The sequence below is a fragment of the Enterococcus pernyi genome (genome assembly GCF_045371165.1).
Taxonomy (GTDB): domain Bacteria; phylum Bacillota; class Bacilli; order Lactobacillales; family Enterococcaceae; genus Enterococcus_B; species Enterococcus_B pernyi.
In genome coordinates, this window is record NZ_JBIQDM010000007.1 from 108,090 (window position 1) to 126,002 (window position 17,913).

A 17,913-nucleotide genomic window follows, 5' to 3' on the forward strand; every position below is an offset into this window, starting at 1 on the left:
ATTCAGGAATGGCATATAAATATTTAGTGATCGTAGAATCACCTGCAAAAGCCAAGACGATTGAAAAATATCTTGGCCGTAATTATAAAGTAATGGCTAGTGTAGGACATATTCGTGACTTACCTAAAAGTAAGATGGGGATCGATTTTGAAAATAATTATGAACCGCATTATATCTCGATTCGAGGAAAAGGCGATGTCATCAAAAGTCTAAAAGCAGCAGCAAAAAAAGCGCAAAAAGTTTACCTCGCAAGTGACCCGGATAGAGAAGGGGAAGCAATTGCTTGGCATTTGGCTTACTTGTTAGGCTTGGATCTCAACGATAAAAATCGTGTTGTCTTCAATGAAATCACCAAGGATGCAGTCAAAGCGGCATTTAAAGAACCACGTACGATCGATGTGGATCTTGTCGATGCGCAACAAGCACGTCGAACGCTTGACCGTATCGTTGGTTATTCGATTAGTCCTATCTTATGGCGTAAAGTAAAAAAAGGCTTGAGTGCTGGTCGAGTCCAGTCGATCGCATTGAAGATCATCATTGAACGCGAAAGAGAGATCCGTGATTTTACGCCGGAAGAGTATTGGAGTATTGACGGAAACTTTAAGAAAGAACGTAAGAAGTTCAAAGCAAACTTTTGGGGAGTCGATGGCAAAAAGAAAAAATTGTCCGATGCCGAAACTGTCAAAGAAGTGACTGACCGGATCACTGGTAAAGAGTTTGCAGTAACAAAAGTCGAAAAGAAGGAACGCAAGCGAAATCCTGCGAACCCATTCACGACAAGTAGTTTGCAACAAGAAGCCGCTCGTAAATTGAATTTCAGAACACGTAAAACCATGATGGTGGCGCAACAGTTGTATGAAGGAATCTCACTTGGAAAACAAGGTACGATCGGGTTGATCACGTATATGCGTACCGATTCTACACGGATCGCCGATACTGCTAAAGCCGAAGTCGCAACGTTCATCGAAGAAACATACGGAAAAGAATTCTCCAGTCATTCGGAACGTAAAGCAACGAACTCTAAAGGGGCACAAGATGCCCATGAAGCAGTGCGTCCAACCAGTGCATTACGTACACCAGATGAGTTGAAACAATACTTGGATAAAGACCAATTGAAATTATATACATTGATTTGGTCACGATTTGTTGCAAGTCAAATGACGCCAGCTGTATTGGATACGATGAAAGTCACGTTGGAACAAAATGATGTAAGATTCATTGCGAATGGCTCAAAAATCAAATTCAAAGGGTTCATGCAAGTGTATGTTGAAGGCCGCGATGATGGGAAAGAAGAAAAAGAAAACATTTTGCCAGAGTTAGCAGAAGGCGATACGGTGCAATCTGTCGATATCGAACCGAAACAACATTTCACACAACCGCCTGCACGTTATAGTGAAGCGACATTGATCCGTGCATTGGAAGAAAACGGGGTAGGTCGTCCCTCGACTTATGCGCCAACGTTAGATACGATCCAACGACGATATTATGTGAAGTTGACACAAAAACGTTTTGAACCAACCGAATTAGGTGAGATCGTCAATTCGTTGATCTGTGAGTTCTTCCCACAAATCGTAGATATCCATTTTACAGCTGAAATGGAAGATGACTTGGATAAAGTCGAAGAAGGAAAAGAAGAATGGATCGAAGTCGTCGATCGTTTTTATAAACCATTTGAAAAAGAATTATCGAATGCCGAAGAAAAAATCGAGAAAATCCAGATCAAAGATGAACCAGCTGGTTTTGATTGTGATTTGTGTGGGCATCCGATGGTGATAAAATTAGGGAAGTATGGTAAATTCTATGCATGTAGTAATTTTCCAGATTGCCGAAACACCAAACCAATCGTCAAGGAAATCGGCGTCACTTGTCCTGTGTGTCATGAAGGACAAGTCATCGAACGTAAATCTAAGAAAAATCGTCTATTCTATGGCTGCTCTCGTTTCCCAGAATGTGAATTCACCTCTTGGGAAAAACCAATCGGCAGAAATTGTCCGAAATGTGACCATTATTTGGTCGAGAAAAAAGTCAAAGGCGGCAAACAAGTGGTTTGTACGAATGGCGATTACGAAGAAGATGTTCAAAAATAAAGAAATGAGAAGAGGTTTTTAGTTGAAAATCGTCAATGTAGTAGGTGCAGGTCTAGCTGGAAGCGAAGCAGCATGGCAAATCGCTCAAGCGGGTGTACCTGTAAAGTTATATGAAATGAGACCAGTTAAGAAGACAGAAGCGCATCATACAGATAATTTTGCTGAATTAGTCTGTTCCAATTCTCTAAGAGGGAATAGTCTTGCGAACGCAGTTGGTTTATTGAAAGAAGAAATGCGTCGCTTAGATTCAGTGATCATCCATTCAGCAGATGAAACAGCTGTACCTGCAGGCGGTGCCTTAGCAGTGGACCGCGATTCATTTTCTGAAACTATCACTCGTAAGGTCAAAGAGCATCCTTTAGTCACAGTGGTGAATGAAGAAATCACTGAGATACCAGAAGGAATCACGGTGATAGCGACAGGACCTCTGACTTCTCATCCTTTAGCAGAAAGCATCAAAGCATTCAATGGCTCAGACGGTTTCTATTTCTACGATGCTGCGGCACCGATCGTCGACAAATCAACGATCGATATGGACAAGGTGTATTTAAAATCACGTTATGACAAAGGCGAGGCGGCTTACTTAAACTGTCCGATGGCCGAAGAAGAATTTAAAGCTTTCCATGAAGCCTTGGTCAATGCGGAAGTTGCTGAATTGAAATCTTTTGAAAAAGAAAAATATTTTGAAGGTTGTATGCCAATCGAAGTAATGGCGCAACGTGGCTTTAAGACAATGCTATTCGGACCAATGAAACCAGTCGGCCTAGAAGATCCTAAAACAGGAAAAAGACCATATGCAGTCATCCAGTTAAGACAAGATAATGCAGCCGCTTCTCTTTATAATATCGTTGGGTTCCAGACGCATTTAAAATGGGGCGAACAAAAGCGCGTGTTCCGCATGATCCCAGGATTAGAAAATGCAGAATTTGTCCGTTATGGTGTAATGCATCGCAACAGTTTCATGAATTCACCAGAACTCTTGAAGCCGACTTATCAATCGACTAAACGCGAAGATCTATTTTTTGCAGGACAAATGACGGGTGTAGAGGGTTATGTTGAAAGTGCGGCAAGTGGCTTGCTTGCAGGGATCAACGCTGCTCGCTTAGCGAAAGAATTGGAACCTGTGACGTTGCCACAAGAAACAGCCATGGGAAGTATGGCCTACTACATCACACATGCGGAAGGCAAACATTTCCAACCAATGAATGCAAACTACGGATTATTCCCAGAATTACCTGAACGAATCCGTGATAAAAAATCTCGGTATGAAGCAATTGCACAACGTGCCTTAGCAGCCAATGAAAAAGTGAAGCAAGAAGTCTTGAATAAAGAATTTGCTTCTCGTTAAATGGATGTTATGTAATAAGTCGAAGTGTCTCAGGATGGTGTTTGCCATTTTTGAGTACTTCGGCTTATTTCTCGGTTATTGACTGAACTCATGCCAATTTATATAATAACTATGGTTTTTTTATGTTGGTTCTGGACAGCTCATCCCTTAATTGTCAAGCAAACGAATTGAATTGTGAACAAACTTAGAAATATTAGTTAAATTCTGACAATTTGTTTGTTTTTTCTCTGGGGCTATGCTAAATTTATTTTGGGATCTAAAGGTAGGTGTAAAAAGAATGAAGCCAACTTTACAAGAAGATTTTTTGCGTTATTTAATCATAGAGCGCGGGTATTCAGAAAAAACCAAATCTGCCTATGAAGAAGATATCAATGATTTTCAACGATTCTTGGCGGAATCGGGGGAATCGGATCTACTGAAAGTCAGCTATTTGGATGTACGAGTTTATCTAAGTTATCTATCTGATAAGTCGTACAGTCGAAATTCGGTGAGTCGGAAAATTGCGAGTTTACGCTCATTTTATCAATACCTTCTTCGTGAAGAAAAAATCGCTGAAAATCCATTTTCGTATGTTCATTTGAAGAAAAAAAATGTTAAACTTCCTCGTTTTTTTTATGAGAATGAGATGCAAAGCTTATTTGAAAGTGTGACAGGGGATAGTCCTTTAGCATTAAGAGATCGAGCATTATTAGAAGTACTATATGGATCAGGTATCCGTTTGAGTGAATGTAGCCAATTGACGATGTCTGCCATCGATTTTGGCTCAGAGGTGATGTTGATCCATGGAAAAGGAAATAAAGAACGCTATGCGCCGTTGGGTTCATTTGCGCAAGATGCTTTGCAAGAGTATTTTGCCAAAGGGCGCAGCGTTTTAATGACGAAATACCATAAGTCACATGACTATGTCTTCGTGAATCATCATGGAGAACCAATCACACCTACTGGGATCGAGTATGTATTAAATCAAATCATTAAAAAGAGTAGTTTGGATAGTGATATCCATCCTCACATGTTACGTCATACTTTTGCGACGCACTTATTGAATAATGGTGCCGATATGCGTACAGTGCAAGAACTTTTAGGTCATGCAAATTTATCAACGACTCAAATCTATGCGCATGTCACAAAAGAAAGCTTACAAAAAAATTATCGCTCTTTCCATCCACGAGCGTGATCACATTATTAGGAGGAAATATCTATGGTAGAATCACAGTTTCATTCAACAACCATTTGTGCAGTTGAAAAAAACGGGAAATTCGCGATGGCAGGTGATGGCCAAGTAACGATGGGCGAATCTGTCGTGATGAAGGGCAGTGCGAGAAAAGTACGTCGCATTTACAACGATGAAGTAGTCGTTGGCTTTGCAGGAAGCGTTGCTGACGCGTTTACTTTAGAAGAAAAATTTGAAGGTAAACTAAATGAATACAACGGAAATCTCCAACGAGCAGCCGTTGAATTAGCCCAAGAATGGCGTACACAACAGTCGATGCAAAAGCTAGAAGCGATGTTGATCGTGATGAATGACAAAGAAATGTTACTAGTTTCTGGTACAGGTGAAGTGATTACACCGGATGATGGGATCTTAGCCATTGGTTCTGGTGGAAACTTTGCGTTAGCTGCCGCACGAGCAATGAAAAACTATGCACAAAATGAGATGAGTGCAAAAGAGATTGCTGAAAATGCGTTGAATATTGCAGCAGACATCTGCGTCTTTACAAATCACAACATTATTGTAGAAGAATTATAGAGGTGAATGACATGTATGAATTAAAACAAACACCAAAACAAATCGTCAGTGAATTAGATCAATATATCATTGGCCAACAAGCAGCAAAAAAATCAGTGGCAGTTGCCCTTAGAAATCGTTATCGACGTCTTCAATTAGATGAAAAGATGCAACAAGATATCACACCTAAAAATATGTTGATGATCGGGCCAACTGGGGTCGGTAAAACAGAGATCGCTCGTCGTCTGGCAAAAATCGTCAACGCACCTTTTGTTAAGGTTGAAGCAACGAAGTTTACTGAAGTTGGTTACGTAGGACGTGACGTGGAATCGATGGTTCGTGATCTTGTCGAAAATGCAATCCAGATCGTTGAAAAAGATCAGTATCTTCGTGTTCGTCCACAAGCCAAGAAAAATGCGGAAAAACAATTAGTGAAGATCCTTGTACCAGGTATCAAAAAAGAACAAAAACAATCAAACAACCAGTTTGAGCAAATGATGAATATGTTCAATGCTTCGCAACAACCGGCAGAAACACAAGAAGAAGTCACAGAAGAGATTCGAGTGAATCGTCGCACGGTGTTAGAACAATTGCAAAAAGGCTTGCTTGACAACCGAGAAGTGACGATCGAAGTCCAAGATCAAAAAAAACCAGCACCGATGATGAACAATGGACTGGAACAAATGGGAATCGATTTGAATGAAACACTTGGTGCGTTGACGCCGAAGAAAAAAATCGAACGAACAGTGACCGTCAAAGAAGCCTTAGAATTATTGATCAAAGAAGAATCAGCAAAATTAGTCAATGATGCGGATATCCATAGTGAGGCAATCAAATTAGCTGAATCAAGCGGCATCATTTTTATTGATGAAATCGATAAAATCACTTCTAAATCGCAACAATCTGGGGAAGTATCAAGAGAAGGTGTCCAAAGAGATATCTTGCCGATCGTTGAAGGTTCACAAGTCAATACGAAATACGGTACCTTACAAACAGACCACATTTTATTTATCGCTTCAGGAGCGTTCCACTTATCAAAACCAAGCGATTTGATTCCTGAATTACAAGGTCGTTTCCCAATCCGTGTTGAGTTAGATGACTTAACTGCTGAGGACTTTGTCAAGATCTTGACTGAACCAAACAATGCGTTAGTCAAACAATATATTGCCTTGATTGGTACTGAAAATGTGACTGTCACATTTACTAAAGAAGCAATCGAACGGATTGCCCAAATCGCTTATGATGTGAATCGTGATACCGATAATATCGGTGCACGACGTTTACACACGATATTAGAGAAATTGTTGGAAGACTTGTTATTCGAAGCGCCAGAAATGCAAATGGGAGAAATTACCATTACAGAAGCCTATGTCAATGATAAATTAGGATCAATTGCGGCAAATGAAGATCTAAGTCGCTATATATTATAAAATCGGAGGAAAAAAATGACGGATTTGTTGACGAACACTCGAAAGATAAACAAATTATTGCAACAAAAAAATACGTTTGATATGCAGGCGGATTTACCTTACGATAAAATGGCGGTCACTTTAGGTGCTGTTTTAGACAGCAATACGTATATCATTGGCAGTGAAGGGGTTTTACTTGGTTATAATGAACGGCACGATGTGAACAATGATCGTGTGAAAACAATGTTTGTGCAAAAACAATTTCCTGATGCCTACACAGAAACAGTCGATATGATCACGAAAACAGAGTCCAATATCCCGATCACAAGCGATATGACGGCATTTCCATTTGAAAGTCGCGAAAAATATCCTTTTGGATTGACGACAGTAGTGCCGATCTTTGGCGCTGGTGAACGCTTAGGAACGATCATTTTAGCAAGAATGGAACAAGCCTTTAACGATGAAGACCTTGTTTTAGCAGAATACGGCGCGACAGTAGTAGGGATGCAGATCCTTTATCAAAAATCACGAGATATCGAAGCGGATGTTCGCAGTACGACCGCTGTCCAAATGGCGATCAATACGTTGTCATACAGTGAATTAAAAGCAGTTCAAGCCATTTTTGATGCTTTAGAAGGTAATGAAGGCCGATTGACTGCCTCAAATATTGCGGACAAGATCGGTATTACTCGTTCGGTCATCGTAAATGCCTTACGTAAATTAGAATCAGCTGGAATCATTGAATCCCGCTCTTTGGGAATGAAAGGCACGTATTTAAAAGTATTGAATGCTCGTTTTAAAGATGAGCTGACGAAGCATAGTTATTAAAAGGAAGATTTTTCAGAGGCTTGCTACTCGAAGAAGTGAGTGTCTGAGAAAAGATGGAGGATGACGATGACTGTTATTATTCAAAATGATCAGCTGATTGCTGAAATTTCCGAACATGGAGCAGAATTGATCAGTTTGAAATCAAAAGAACATGATCTAGAATATATTTGGCAAGGCGATCCTAAGTATTGGGGAAGACATGCCCCCGTTCTTTTCCCTATTGTTGGACGTTTGAAAAACGATCAATATGTGTACCAAGGAAAAACGTATTCAATGGGTCAACATGGTTTTGCTCGTGATATGGATTTTGAGATGGTGGAGCACGAACAAGAACGTGCGAAGTTTGTCCTGAAAAGTACCCCTGAAACAAAAGAGAATTATCCGTTTGATTTTGAATTGGTACTTGTTTATGAATTAGGGGGAGACGGGATCACTGTTCATTATCAAGTTGAAAATATTGGGGAAGAAGAGATGTATTTCTCGATTGGCGGTCATCCAGCATTCAATGTGCCATTAGAAGAAGGTTTGACTTTTGAAGACTTTTATTTGGCTTTCTCTCCTAGAAAATCACGTTTGCGTTTACCATTAGCTGGACCATTCATCGACATGGAACAAAAAACGATTGGACAAACGAACACCAACCTTGCGTTATTTCGGGAGCTGTTTGACCAGGATGCGTTAGTATTTGAAACAAGGGGTTTGAATGCTTACAGTATCCGTAGTGAAAAGTCTAGTCACAGTGTCACCCTCAGTTACAAAGATATGCCTTACGTTGGGATATGGTCGCCCTATCCTAAAGAAGCACCATTTGTTTGTATCGAGCCGTGGTTTGGAATCGCAGACACTGTTGATAGTAATGGGCAGTTGAACGAAAAAGCAGGAATCAATCAATTAGGCGCTCACGAATTATTCAAGACGAAATATTCGATCACTGTCAAGTAAATACAAGTCGATTACATGTGTTCTCTTGATCTAGTTCGATGAAACAAAACATGCCTTCTGAACAAATGAACGAATTGTTGAGCAATCGATCAGTCATTTGTTTAGAAGGCATTGTTTTTTATCATTCATCAAAAAGATTATTTCTTTTTGCTACTATTCAAACCGAATGGGATTCGGCTTTCTGTTTTATTTTTGATACGCTTGATATTGTCTTTATGACGGTAAAAAATAAAAGCGGAGACACCACAAGCAATCAACGTCAAAAGTAAATTTGGTTCTGGTAAGATTGCTGGTGCAATGTATGGTAAGAAGATGGTGGATAAAGTGATCAAGACCGCACTGATCATGCTCGTTAAGCTTACCATGCTCGTGCAGTATAAACTGATCACGAAAATTGCTGATGAATAAAGAAAGAACAGTGGATTGAAGCCTAATAACATACCGGCACTTGTCGCCACTGCTTTGCCACCTTTGAACTTAGCAAAGATTGGAAATGTATGTCCTAAGATCGCACAGACACCAAACCATAGCGGGTTGACAGAAGTGACATGGAAGATGACGGGTAAGGCAGTAGCTAATGTTCCCTTTAAGATGTCCATGAATAATACCACTATTCCAGCGGTTTTACCTAAAACACGAAATGTATTGGTCGTTCCCATATTTCCACTACCGTGTTCACGGATGTCTTTTTTAAAAAAGATTTTACCAACCCATACTCCAGATGGAATGGAACCCAAAAGATATGCTACAATAAACAATAAGATTATTTTCATTTTTTAACCTCTTTCAAGTTGAAGCTAATGTATATTTTAGCATGAAAGAATGCTTCAAACAATCGAAAAAATCGAACGATCGAAAGGAGTCATCCACATGTCATTTAAAAATCCAGAACAAGCGAATATCTTTCGCTATCTTCAAGAAGCAAAAACGATCGCGGTCGTTGGTTTAAGTAATAAGCCTGAACGGACAAGTTATCAGATCGCACAATTACTACAAGAACACGGCTATCGTATCATTCCAGTCAATCCAGTATTGGCAGGGGAGGAAGTGTTAGGCGAAACCGTTGTCGCACAGCTGACAGATATCAATGAACCTATTGATATCGTGGATATTTTCCGCCGTAGTGAGTTTTTACCAGAAGTAGCGGTAGATTTTCTGAAAACAGATGCGAAAGTCTTCTGGGCACAGTTAGGCATTGAGAATGAAGAAGCTGCTGAAATGCTCCAAGCAGCTGAAAGAAATGATATCGTCATGGATCGCTGTATCAAGATCGAATTAGCAAAAATGGAACAATAAAAAACAGGAATAACAGAAGCACATATCCTGATAGTCAGTGACACTTTTACTGGCAAACGGTTTAGCTAAGTGATGAAAAATGTTTTGACCTGTTATCAAAAAAGAGTAAGTGATCGTTACCACTGACAAGCTGAGAGAAAAGAAAGAAAAAAGCGGGAGGGTTGGTTGTTTCTTGTAATTCTGACCTTCCCTCTTTTTTTTTGAGGACTTTTCTAGTATGATAAGCGTGGTGCGGTTATATCGCAAGTATTATTGAAGGAGCGTTTGCCTTGGCAAAAAAAATTAAAAATGAATACAATGATGCCTCGATCCAAGTTCTTGAAGGATTAGAAGCAGTAAGAAAACGACCAGGGATGTATATCGGGTCGACTGATAGCCGAGGCTTGCATCATTTAGTCTATGAAATCGTTGATAATGCCGTAGATGAAGCTTTATCAGGCTACGGAAATGAAATCGCTGTGACGATCCACGAGGATAACAGTGTGACTGTTACGGATAGTGGACGTGGTATGCCTGTTGGCATGCATGCTTCAGGTATCCCAACGGTCGAAGTTATTTTCACTGTGCTACATGCCGGCGGTAAATTTGGCCAAGGAGGATATAAAACTTCTGGTGGACTTCATGGTGTAGGTGCCAGTGTCGTCAATGCTTTATCTAAATGGCTAACAGTGACGATCGTCCGAGATGGTATCGAATACCAACAAACATTCAAACAAGGTGGAAAACCAGACGGAACGTTGAAAAAAATTGGCAAAACGAAGAAAGCCAATGGGACGTCTGTTCATTTCTTACCAGATGATAGTATTTTCTCAACCACTAAATTTTCCTATGATACGTTATCTGAACGTTTAAGAGAGTCTGCATTTCTGTTAAAAGGTGTAAAAATCACTTTGACAGATCTAAGAGGTGACGAAACAGTTCAAGAAGTCTTTCATTACGAAGAAGGAATCAAAGAATTCGTTGCGTATTTAAATGAAGAAAAAGATACGTTGACGCCAGTAGTCTATTTCTCTGGTGAAAAAGAAGGAATCGAAGTAGAAGTGGCCTATCAGTATAATGATGGCTATTCTGAAAATGTCCTGTCGTTTGTTAACAACGTGCGAACAAAAGATGGTGGGACACATGAAGTCGGCATGAAAACAGCAATGACCAAAGCCTACAATGAATATGCCCGTAAAGTAGGCTTGTTGAAAGAACGAGATAAGAACCTAGAAGGTAGTGACTTCCGTGAAGGACTTGCGACAGTCTTGTCGATCCGGGTACCTGAACATTTGCTACAATTTGAAGGACAAACGAAAGAAAAACTAGGTACACCGATTGCTCGCTCCGTCGTTGATAATGTCATGAGCGAACAAATGGGCTTCTACTTGCAAGAAAATAGCGAAATGAGCCAAATGCTGATCCGTAAAGCAATCAAAGCGAGAGAAGCAAGGGAAGCCGCTCGTAAAGCCAGAGAAGAAAGCCGTAATGGAAAAAAACGTAAAAAGGGCGAATCATTACTTTCTGGAAAATTAACACCTGCACAATCGAGAAACCCTAAGAAAAATGAATTGTATCTTGTCGAAGGAGATTCAGCCGGTGGATCAGCCAAACAAGGGAGAGATCGGAAATTTCAAGCGATATTGCCACTTCGAGGAAAAGTCATCAATACCGAAAAAGCAAAAATGCAAGATATCTTAAAAAATGAAGAAATCAATACGATGATCTATACGATCGGTGCCGGCGTCGGGCCTGAATTTTCACTTGAAGATTGCAACTATGACAAGATCATCATCATGACCGATGCGGATACCGATGGTGCCCATATCCAAGTCTTGTTGTTGACATTTTTCTATCGCTATATGAAACCATTGATCGAAGCAGGGAAAGTTTACATTGCTTTACCGCCGCTATATAAAGTATCTAAAGGCCAAGGGAAAAAACAAGTAGTCGAGTATGCATGGACCGATGACGAATTAGCTGCAGTCATTAAGACTGTCGGTAAAGGCTATATGTTGCAACGGTACAAAGGTCTTGGGGAGATGAATGCGGAGCAGTTATGGGAAACGACGATGGACCCAACCTCTCGGACCTTGATCCGGGTGAGGATCGATGATGCTGCGCAAGCAGAGCGACGCGTAACCACCTTGATGGGGGATAAAGTCGAACCACGTCGTAAATGGATCGAAAACCATGTCCAATTCAGCTTAGAAGAAGAACGTAGTATTCTAGACAAAAAAGAAGAAACTGAGACTTCCGCGTCTGTTTCTAATGACCTATTAGAAGAAGAACGCGCAGAAGAAAACAAAAATGAACAATCAGTAGAGGTAGAATAGGAGGTCACCTAATGGAAGAACGTCAAGAAATCCAAGAATTAACGTTAGAAGAAGTGATGGGTGACCGCTTCGGACGTTACTCGAAATATATTATTCAAGAACGTGCTTTGCCGGATATCCGTGATGGTCTGAAACCCGTTCAACGTCGTATTTTATTTGCGATGAACAAAGACGGCAATACGTTTGATAAAGGATTCCGTAAATCAGCAAAATCTGTCGGGAATATCATGGGTAATTATCATCCTCATGGTGACAGCAGTATCTATGATGCAATGGTTCGTATGAGCCAAGATTGGAAACTACGAGAAGTACTCGTAGAAATGCACGGAAACAACGGAAGTATGGACGGAGACCCACCAGCGGCGATGCGTTATACAGAAGCGCGCTTATCGAAATTGAGTGGTGAGATGCTTGCTGATATCGAAAAAAATACGGTCGACCTTGTGTGGAACTTTGATGACACTGAAAAAGAGCCGACTGTATTACCAGCGAGATACCCCAATCTATTAGTCAATGGATCAACCGGTATCTCTGCGGGCTATGCTACTGAGATACCAACGCACAATCTCGCGGAAGTCATTGATGGAACGGTCTATATGATCGACCATCCACAAGCCAGCTTAGACAAATTGATGGAATTCATTCCAGGTCCTGATTTTCCAACTGGGGGCATTTTACAAGGAAAAGATGAAATCAAGAAAGCTTATGAAACTGGTCGTGGGAAAGTGATCCTACGCTCAAAAACGGCGATCGAATCTATCAAAGGAAACAAGCAACAAATCGTGATCACTGAGATTCCTTACGAAGTGAACAAAGCGACTCTTGTCAAAAAAATGGATGAGATACGCTTGAACAAGAAAATCGATGGGATCGCAGAAGTTCGTGACGAAAGTGATCGTACGGGTCTACAGATCGTTGTGGAATTGAAAAAAGACGCTAACGCTCAAGGAATCTTGAATTATTTATTCAAGAATACCGAATTACAGATCAACTACAACTTCAATATGGTGGCAATCGATCATATGACCCCTCATCAAGTAGGGTTGAAGGATATTTTAAGTAGTTACATCGAGCACCGCAAACAAGTGATCACCAAACGTAGTCAGTTTGACTTGGAGAAAGCGCAAAGAAGACAACATATCGTTGAAGGGCTGATGAAAGCTCTATCGATTTTAGATGAAGTCATTGCAACGATCCGTGAGAGTAAAGATAAAAAAGATGCGAAGCACAATTTAGTCCAAATGTTCCAATTTACAGAAGAACAAGCTGAAGCAATCGTTACGTTACAGCTTTATCGTTTGACGAATACAGACATTACCGAACTACGCCGTGAATCGCAAGAATTGATTGCTCTGATCACTGAATTAAATAAAATCCTTTCAAACGATAAAGAATTATTTTCTGTCATGAAAAAAGAACTACGTGAAGTCAAGAAGAAATATGCTTCTTCTCGCTTGACGATGATCGAAGATGAAATCGAAGAAATCAAAATCGATACACAAGTATTAGTTGCGCAAGAGGATGTCATTGTTAGTGTCACACGTGAAGGCTATGTGAAACGAACAAGCCTTCGTTCCTATAGTGCATCAAAACCAGAAGAAATCGGTATGCGTGAAGGAGATTATCTTCTATATGCTGGGGAACTGAATACGTTAGAGCATTTGTTACTGGTCACCAATAAAGCCAATGTGATCTATCGACCAGTTCACGAACTACCAGATTTGAAATGGAAAGATGCCGGTGAGCATATCTCACAAACGATAGTGAATCTAGCTGTTGATGAATCCATTTTAGCGGTATTCCCCTATCAGAAAATCGATTCCGAAAAAACATTTGTATTTATCAGTAAAAACGGCTTGATCAAACAGACGCGGATGACAGATTTTGAACCATGGCGTACGTATAAGAGTCGTCCATTGAGTGGCATGAAGCTAAAAGCCAGTGAAGATGAATTAGTGGCTGTCTATCTTGAAAAAGAACAAACAGATCGTGATATTTTCCTTGTTACGCATCAAGGAATGGGCCTACGCTATCCGTTGACTGAAGTGCCAGTTGTTGGAACGAAGGCTGCAGGTGTCAAATCGATCAATTTGAAAGAAGAAGATTATGTCGTTAATGGTTTACTTGTCTTAGCAGAAGGAGATACGCCTATCGTTATCGTCAGCCAGCGTGGGGCAGTAAAACGAATGCTTGCACAAGAAATCAGTCAGACTTCTCGTGCCAAACGAGGTGTGACTGTATTGCGAGAATTGAAGAAACAACCACATCGAGTGATCTATATGTCAGAGGGGCATGCCAAAACGATGACGTTGATCAATCAAAAAGGACAAGAATTACCAATCGATCCGACGGATTATCCAATTGGTGATCGTACGTCCAACGGTTCATTTGTTTTAGATGAGAAAAAAGGCGGAGAAGTACAAATGGTGATTGATTCTCCAACGATGGATATCAAGGAATAACTGTTATAGTTTTTTATGGGATAGCTGGCAACTGTATTATTACAGTTGCCAGCTATTTTTTATTTATTAACATAAAATTAAGACTTGCACAAATAAAATATGAATAGATTCACAATAGATAAATGCCTATGTATCAGCTTTAATAACTACTATTATTTTATATTTGCTTTATTTGTTAATAAAAAAACAAGAAAACCCTTGCATTGGAGGTGACATGTGTTATACTTATCACGTAAAAACTGTTACATAAAACAGAAACGGGAGGTCCATACGATGGAACAATGGAATGGATTTAAAGGAACTAAGTGGAAAGAAGGCGTGGATACACGTGACTTTATCCAAAACAACTATACAGAATACCGCGGTGATGACAGCTTTTTAGAAAAACCCACTGAAGCAACAGAAAATTTGTGGGAAAAATTACAAAAATTGAATGATATCCAATTTGAACGTAATGGTGTATATGACATGGATACAGATGTCGTATCAACAATCACTTCTCACGAAGCAGGATACCTAGACAAAGATTTAGAAAAAATCGTCGGTCTGCAAACTGAAACTCCTTTGAAACAAGCATTCATGCCATTTGGTGGCATCAACATGGCGAATCATGCGTTAACAAGTAACGGCTATGAGCCAAAAGAAGAGTTAACACATATTTTCACAGACTGGAGAAAAACACATAACCAAGGTGTATTCGATGCTTATACTGCAGAAATGCGTGCTGCACGTAAAAACAAGATCATCACTGGACTTCCTGACGCTTACGGACGTGGCCGCATCATCGGTGACTACCGTCGTATCGCATTATACGGAATCGACTATTTGATGGCTCAAAAGAAAAAAGACCATGACAATACAGGCTACCATACGATGAGTGAAGAGGTTATCCGTCTTCGTGAAGAAATCTCAGAACAATATCGTGCATTAGCTCAAATGAAAGAAATGGCTGCAAAATATGGGTATGACATTTCAAAACCAGCTGCAAACGCAAAAGAAGCCGTTCAATGGTTATACTTTGGTTATCTAGCTGCAATCAAATCTCAAAATGGTGCAGCTATGTCGATCGGACGTATCTCTGCATTCTTAGACATTTATATCCAACGTGATTTAGACAACGGTGTGATCACTGAAAAAGAAGCACAAGAATTAATCGACCATTTAGTAATGAAATTACGTATGGTGAAATTTGCACGTACGCCTGAATACAACCAATTGTTCTCTGGCTTCCCGATCTGGGCAACCTTATCAATCGCTGGTATGGGCTTAGACGGACGTTCATTAGTCACAAAAAATGATTTCCGTATGTTGCACACATTGACAAATATGGGACCTTCACCAGAACCAAACTTGACTGTTTTATACTCAGAAAACTTACCAGAAGGCTTCAGAACGTATGCAAGTAAAATTGCGATCGAAAGTTCTTCGATCCAATTTGAAAATGATAACTTGCTTCGTGAACAATGGGGTTCAGATGACTGTGCGATTGCATGTTGTGTATCTGGAACGGTTGTTGGTAAAGATATGCAATTCTTCGGTGCTCGCGCAAACTTAGCTAAGGCTTTGTTATACGCGATCAACGGTGGCGTGGATGAAATGACAGGCGCACAAGTAGGTCCTGAGTATCGTCCGATCACAAGCGACACATTAGACTTTGAAGAAGTAAAACACAACTTCATGAACATCATGGACTGGTTAGCTGAGCTTTATGTCAATACGCTAAACATCATCCACTATATGCACGACAAATATTCTTATGAAGCAGCACAATTAGCTGTCATGGATACAGACTTGAAACGTACATTTGCGACAGGTATCGCAGGTATCTCTCACGCAGCAGATAGCTTATCTGCAATCAAATATGCACAAGTTAAACCAATCCGTAATGACAAAGGGATCACAGTTGACTTTGAAGTAACTGGTGACTTCCCTAAATATGGTAATGACGATGACCGTGCCGATGAGATCGCTGAATGGATCTTAGAATACTTCATGGGTCAAATCAAACGTCATAAAACTTACCGTAATTCAACTCCGACAACTTCATTATTAACGATCACATCAAATGTCGTTTACGGGAAAAATACTGGGAATACACCTGACGGACGTGAAGCTGGTAAACCTTTAGCACCTGGTGCAAACCCAAGTTATCAAGCAGAACAAAATGGGTTGCTTGCAAGCTTGAACTCAACTGCGAAATTCAACTATGCACACGCACGTGATGGTATCTCTAATACACAAACAATCAACCCTTCTGGTTTAGGGAAAGATGAAGAAACAAGAATCGACAACTTACGTAACGTCTTAGATGGTTACTTCTCAAGAGGAGCATACCACTTGAACGTGAACGTATTCAGTAATGACTTATTGCGTGATGCCATGGAAAACCCAATGAAATATCCAAACTTAACGATCCGTGTTTCTGGATATGCGGTTAAATTCCGTGACTTGACAAGAGAACAACAATTAGACGTATTAATGAGAACGTCACACGACAGAATGTAAGACAATTAATGCAGTGTAAAAAGGAAAGGCAAAAGTTCCGCATGAGCTTTTGTCTTCCTTTTTTACAACTATATGTAAAAAAAGGATATATAGAGTGTTAGAGGCAAACAGATAGATCTCCTCTTCACAGCATGTTGAGAAGTCGCAACATTGTCCGTGGCTCATAACGAAAGAAACTAAAGAAAAGAAGTGATTAAAATGGAAGAACAAACAAAAGGCTATGTCCATTCGATTGAAACATTTGGGTCTGTAGATGGACCAGGCGTTCGCTTTGTCGTCTTCATGCAAGGTTGTCGCATGCGTTGTGAATTTTGCCATAACCCAGACACCTGGAATATTGGTGGAGGAAAAGAATATACCACAGATGCAATTTTAGACCAAGCAGAACGTTACCGTTCTTATTGGGGGAAACAAGGAGGGATCACGATCAGTGGTGGTGAACCTTTATTGCAGATCGATTTCCTGATCGAATTATTCCAAAAGGCGAAAGAACGTGGCATTCATACAACAATCGACACATGTGGAAAACCATTTAGCCATGATGAGCCTTTCTTTTCTCGTTTTGAAGAGTTGATGAACTATACGGACTTACTGTTATTCGATATCAAACACATCGATAACGAAGCACATAAAAAATTAACTCATTGGGGCAATGAAAATATCTTAGAAATGGCTCAGTATCTTTCAGATATCAAGAAACCTGTCTGGATTCGTCATGTGTTAGTCCCAGAACGTAGTGACTATGATGAGTATTTGATCCGCCTTGATGCATTCATCAAAACACTTGAAAATGTCGATCGTGTGGAAATCCTTCCTTATCATACAATGGGTAAATACAAATGGGAAACGCTTGGTTTGACGTATCCATTAGAAGGAATCGAACCACCGACAAAAGAACGAGTAGAAAATGCAAAACGTCTTCTTCATATCGAAGATTATACAAAGTATTTAACTAGATAGACGCGAACGGAAGGAAGATAAGTATTGCTTCTTTC

At 40.1% G+C, this 17,913-nt stretch carries 13 protein-coding genes; 12 read left to right on the top strand and 1 reads right to left on the bottom strand.

Annotation, left to right across the window (positions count from 1 at the left end; translation table 11 throughout):
• The first annotated feature begins 8 nt into the window (after positions 1–8).
• The 7 genes from topA (at position 9) to ACH0AK_RS09995 (ending at position 8,340) form a co-directional block, all read left to right on the top strand.
• The gene (topA, locus tag ACH0AK_RS09965; RefSeq protein WP_224434653.1) at positions 9–2,087 is read left to right on the top strand and encodes a type I DNA topoisomerase; all 2,079 of its coding nucleotides are present in this window, start codon (positions 9–11) and stop codon (positions 2,085–2,087) included.
• 22 nt (positions 2,088–2,109) lie between these two features.
• Entirely contained in the window at positions 2,110–3,435 is a 1,326-nt protein-coding gene (gene trmFO, locus ACH0AK_RS09970) for an FADH(2)-oxidizing methylenetetrahydrofolate--tRNA-(uracil(54)-C(5))-methyltransferase TrmFO (protein WP_499796877.1), read from the top strand.
• Between the two features lie 277 nt (positions 3,436–3,712).
• Positions 3,713–4,609 (top strand): tyrosine recombinase XerC, encoded by an 897-nt coding sequence (xerC, locus tag ACH0AK_RS09975; protein WP_023519490.1) that lies wholly within the window; start codon positions 3,713–3,715, stop codon positions 4,607–4,609.
• A 24-nt stretch (positions 4,610–4,633) separates the two neighbouring features.
• The gene (gene hslV, locus ACH0AK_RS09980) at positions 4,634–5,182 is read left to right on the top strand and encodes an HslVU peptidase proteolytic subunit (protein WP_010735740.1); all 549 of its coding nucleotides are present in this window, start codon (positions 4,634–4,636) and stop codon (positions 5,180–5,182) included.
• An 11-nt stretch (positions 5,183–5,193) separates the two neighbouring features.
• Positions 5,194–6,591, top strand: coding sequence for an ATP-dependent protease ATPase subunit HslU (hslU, locus tag ACH0AK_RS09985; RefSeq protein WP_010735739.1), 1,398 nt, complete (start codon positions 5,194–5,196; stop codon positions 6,589–6,591).
• 15 nt (positions 6,592–6,606) lie between these two features.
• Positions 6,607–7,398, top strand: a complete 792-nt coding sequence (gene codY, locus ACH0AK_RS09990) for a GTP-sensing pleiotropic transcriptional regulator CodY (RefSeq protein WP_010735738.1) — start codon at positions 6,607–6,609, stop codon at positions 7,396–7,398.
• Positions 7,399–7,464: 66 nt separating this feature from the next.
• Positions 7,465–8,340: an aldose 1-epimerase family protein gene (locus ACH0AK_RS09995; protein WP_010735737.1), complete on the top strand. Its 876-nt coding sequence runs from the start codon at positions 7,465–7,467 to the stop codon at positions 8,338–8,340.
• Positions 8,341–8,477: 137 nt separating this feature from the next.
• Here ACH0AK_RS09995 and plsY read toward each other — a convergent pair whose 3' ends face one another.
• Entirely contained in the window at positions 8,478–9,113 is a 636-nt protein-coding gene (plsY, locus tag ACH0AK_RS10000) for a glycerol-3-phosphate 1-O-acyltransferase PlsY (RefSeq protein WP_226076324.1), read from the bottom strand.
• A gap of 97 nt (positions 9,114–9,210) precedes the next feature.
• Here plsY and ACH0AK_RS10005 point away from each other — a divergent pair, with 97 nt between their 5' ends.
• The 5 genes from ACH0AK_RS10005 (at position 9,211) to pflA (ending at position 17,878) form a co-directional block, all read left to right on the top strand.
• Complete coding sequence (locus ACH0AK_RS10005) at positions 9,211–9,636, top strand: CoA-binding protein (RefSeq protein ID WP_226076326.1); 426 nt, start codon at positions 9,211–9,213, stop codon at positions 9,634–9,636.
• Between the two features lie 269 nt (positions 9,637–9,905).
• Positions 9,906–11,951 (top strand): DNA topoisomerase IV subunit B, encoded by a 2,046-nt coding sequence (parE, locus tag ACH0AK_RS10010; RefSeq protein ID WP_023519491.1) that lies wholly within the window; start codon positions 9,906–9,908, stop codon positions 11,949–11,951.
• A gap of 11 nt (positions 11,952–11,962) precedes the next feature.
• Positions 11,963–14,413, top strand: coding sequence for a DNA topoisomerase IV subunit A (parC, locus tag ACH0AK_RS10015; protein WP_499796878.1), 2,451 nt, complete (start codon positions 11,963–11,965; stop codon positions 14,411–14,413).
• A 273-nt stretch (positions 14,414–14,686) separates the two neighbouring features.
• Positions 14,687–16,918, top strand: a complete 2,232-nt coding sequence (gene pflB, locus ACH0AK_RS10020; RefSeq protein ID WP_010735732.1) for a formate C-acetyltransferase — start codon at positions 14,687–14,689, stop codon at positions 16,916–16,918.
• Between the two features lie 198 nt (positions 16,919–17,116).
• Complete coding sequence (gene pflA / locus ACH0AK_RS10025) at positions 17,117–17,878, top strand: pyruvate formate-lyase-activating protein (protein WP_010735731.1); 762 nt, start codon at positions 17,117–17,119, stop codon at positions 17,876–17,878.
• The last annotated feature ends 35 nt before the right edge of the window (positions 17,879–17,913 follow it).

Excerpts from the sequence above, each read along its gene's own strand:
- codY (WP_010735738.1), top strand. The coding sequence starts at position 6,607 with ATGACGGATTTGTTGACGAACACTCGAAAGATAAACAAATTATTGCAA.
- pflB (WP_010735732.1), top strand. The coding sequence starts at position 14,687 with ATGGAACAATGGAATGGATTTAAAGGAACTAAGTGGAAAGAAGGCGTG.
- ACH0AK_RS09995 (WP_010735737.1), top strand. The coding sequence starts at position 7,465 with ATGACTGTTATTATTCAAAATGATCAGCTGATTGCTGAAATTTCCGAA.
- hslU (WP_010735739.1), top strand. The coding sequence starts at position 5,194 with ATGTATGAATTAAAACAAACACCAAAACAAATCGTCAGTGAATTAGAT.
- ACH0AK_RS10005 (WP_226076326.1), top strand. The coding sequence starts at position 9,211 with ATGTCATTTAAAAATCCAGAACAAGCGAATATCTTTCGCTATCTTCAA.
- hslV (WP_010735740.1), top strand. The coding sequence starts at position 4,634 with ATGGTAGAATCACAGTTTCATTCAACAACCATTTGTGCAGTTGAAAAA.
- pflA (WP_010735731.1), top strand. The coding sequence starts at position 17,117 with ATGGAAGAACAAACAAAAGGCTATGTCCATTCGATTGAAACATTTGGG.
- plsY (WP_226076324.1), bottom strand. The coding sequence starts at position 9,113 with ATGAAAATAATCTTATTGTTTATTGTAGCATATCTTTTGGGTTCCATT.
- parC (WP_499796878.1), top strand. The coding sequence starts at position 11,963 with ATGGAAGAACGTCAAGAAATCCAAGAATTAACGTTAGAAGAAGTGATG.
- topA (WP_224434653.1), top strand. The coding sequence starts at position 9 with ATGGCATATAAATATTTAGTGATCGTAGAATCACCTGCAAAAGCCAAG.
- xerC (WP_023519490.1), top strand. The coding sequence starts at position 3,713 with ATGAAGCCAACTTTACAAGAAGATTTTTTGCGTTATTTAATCATAGAG.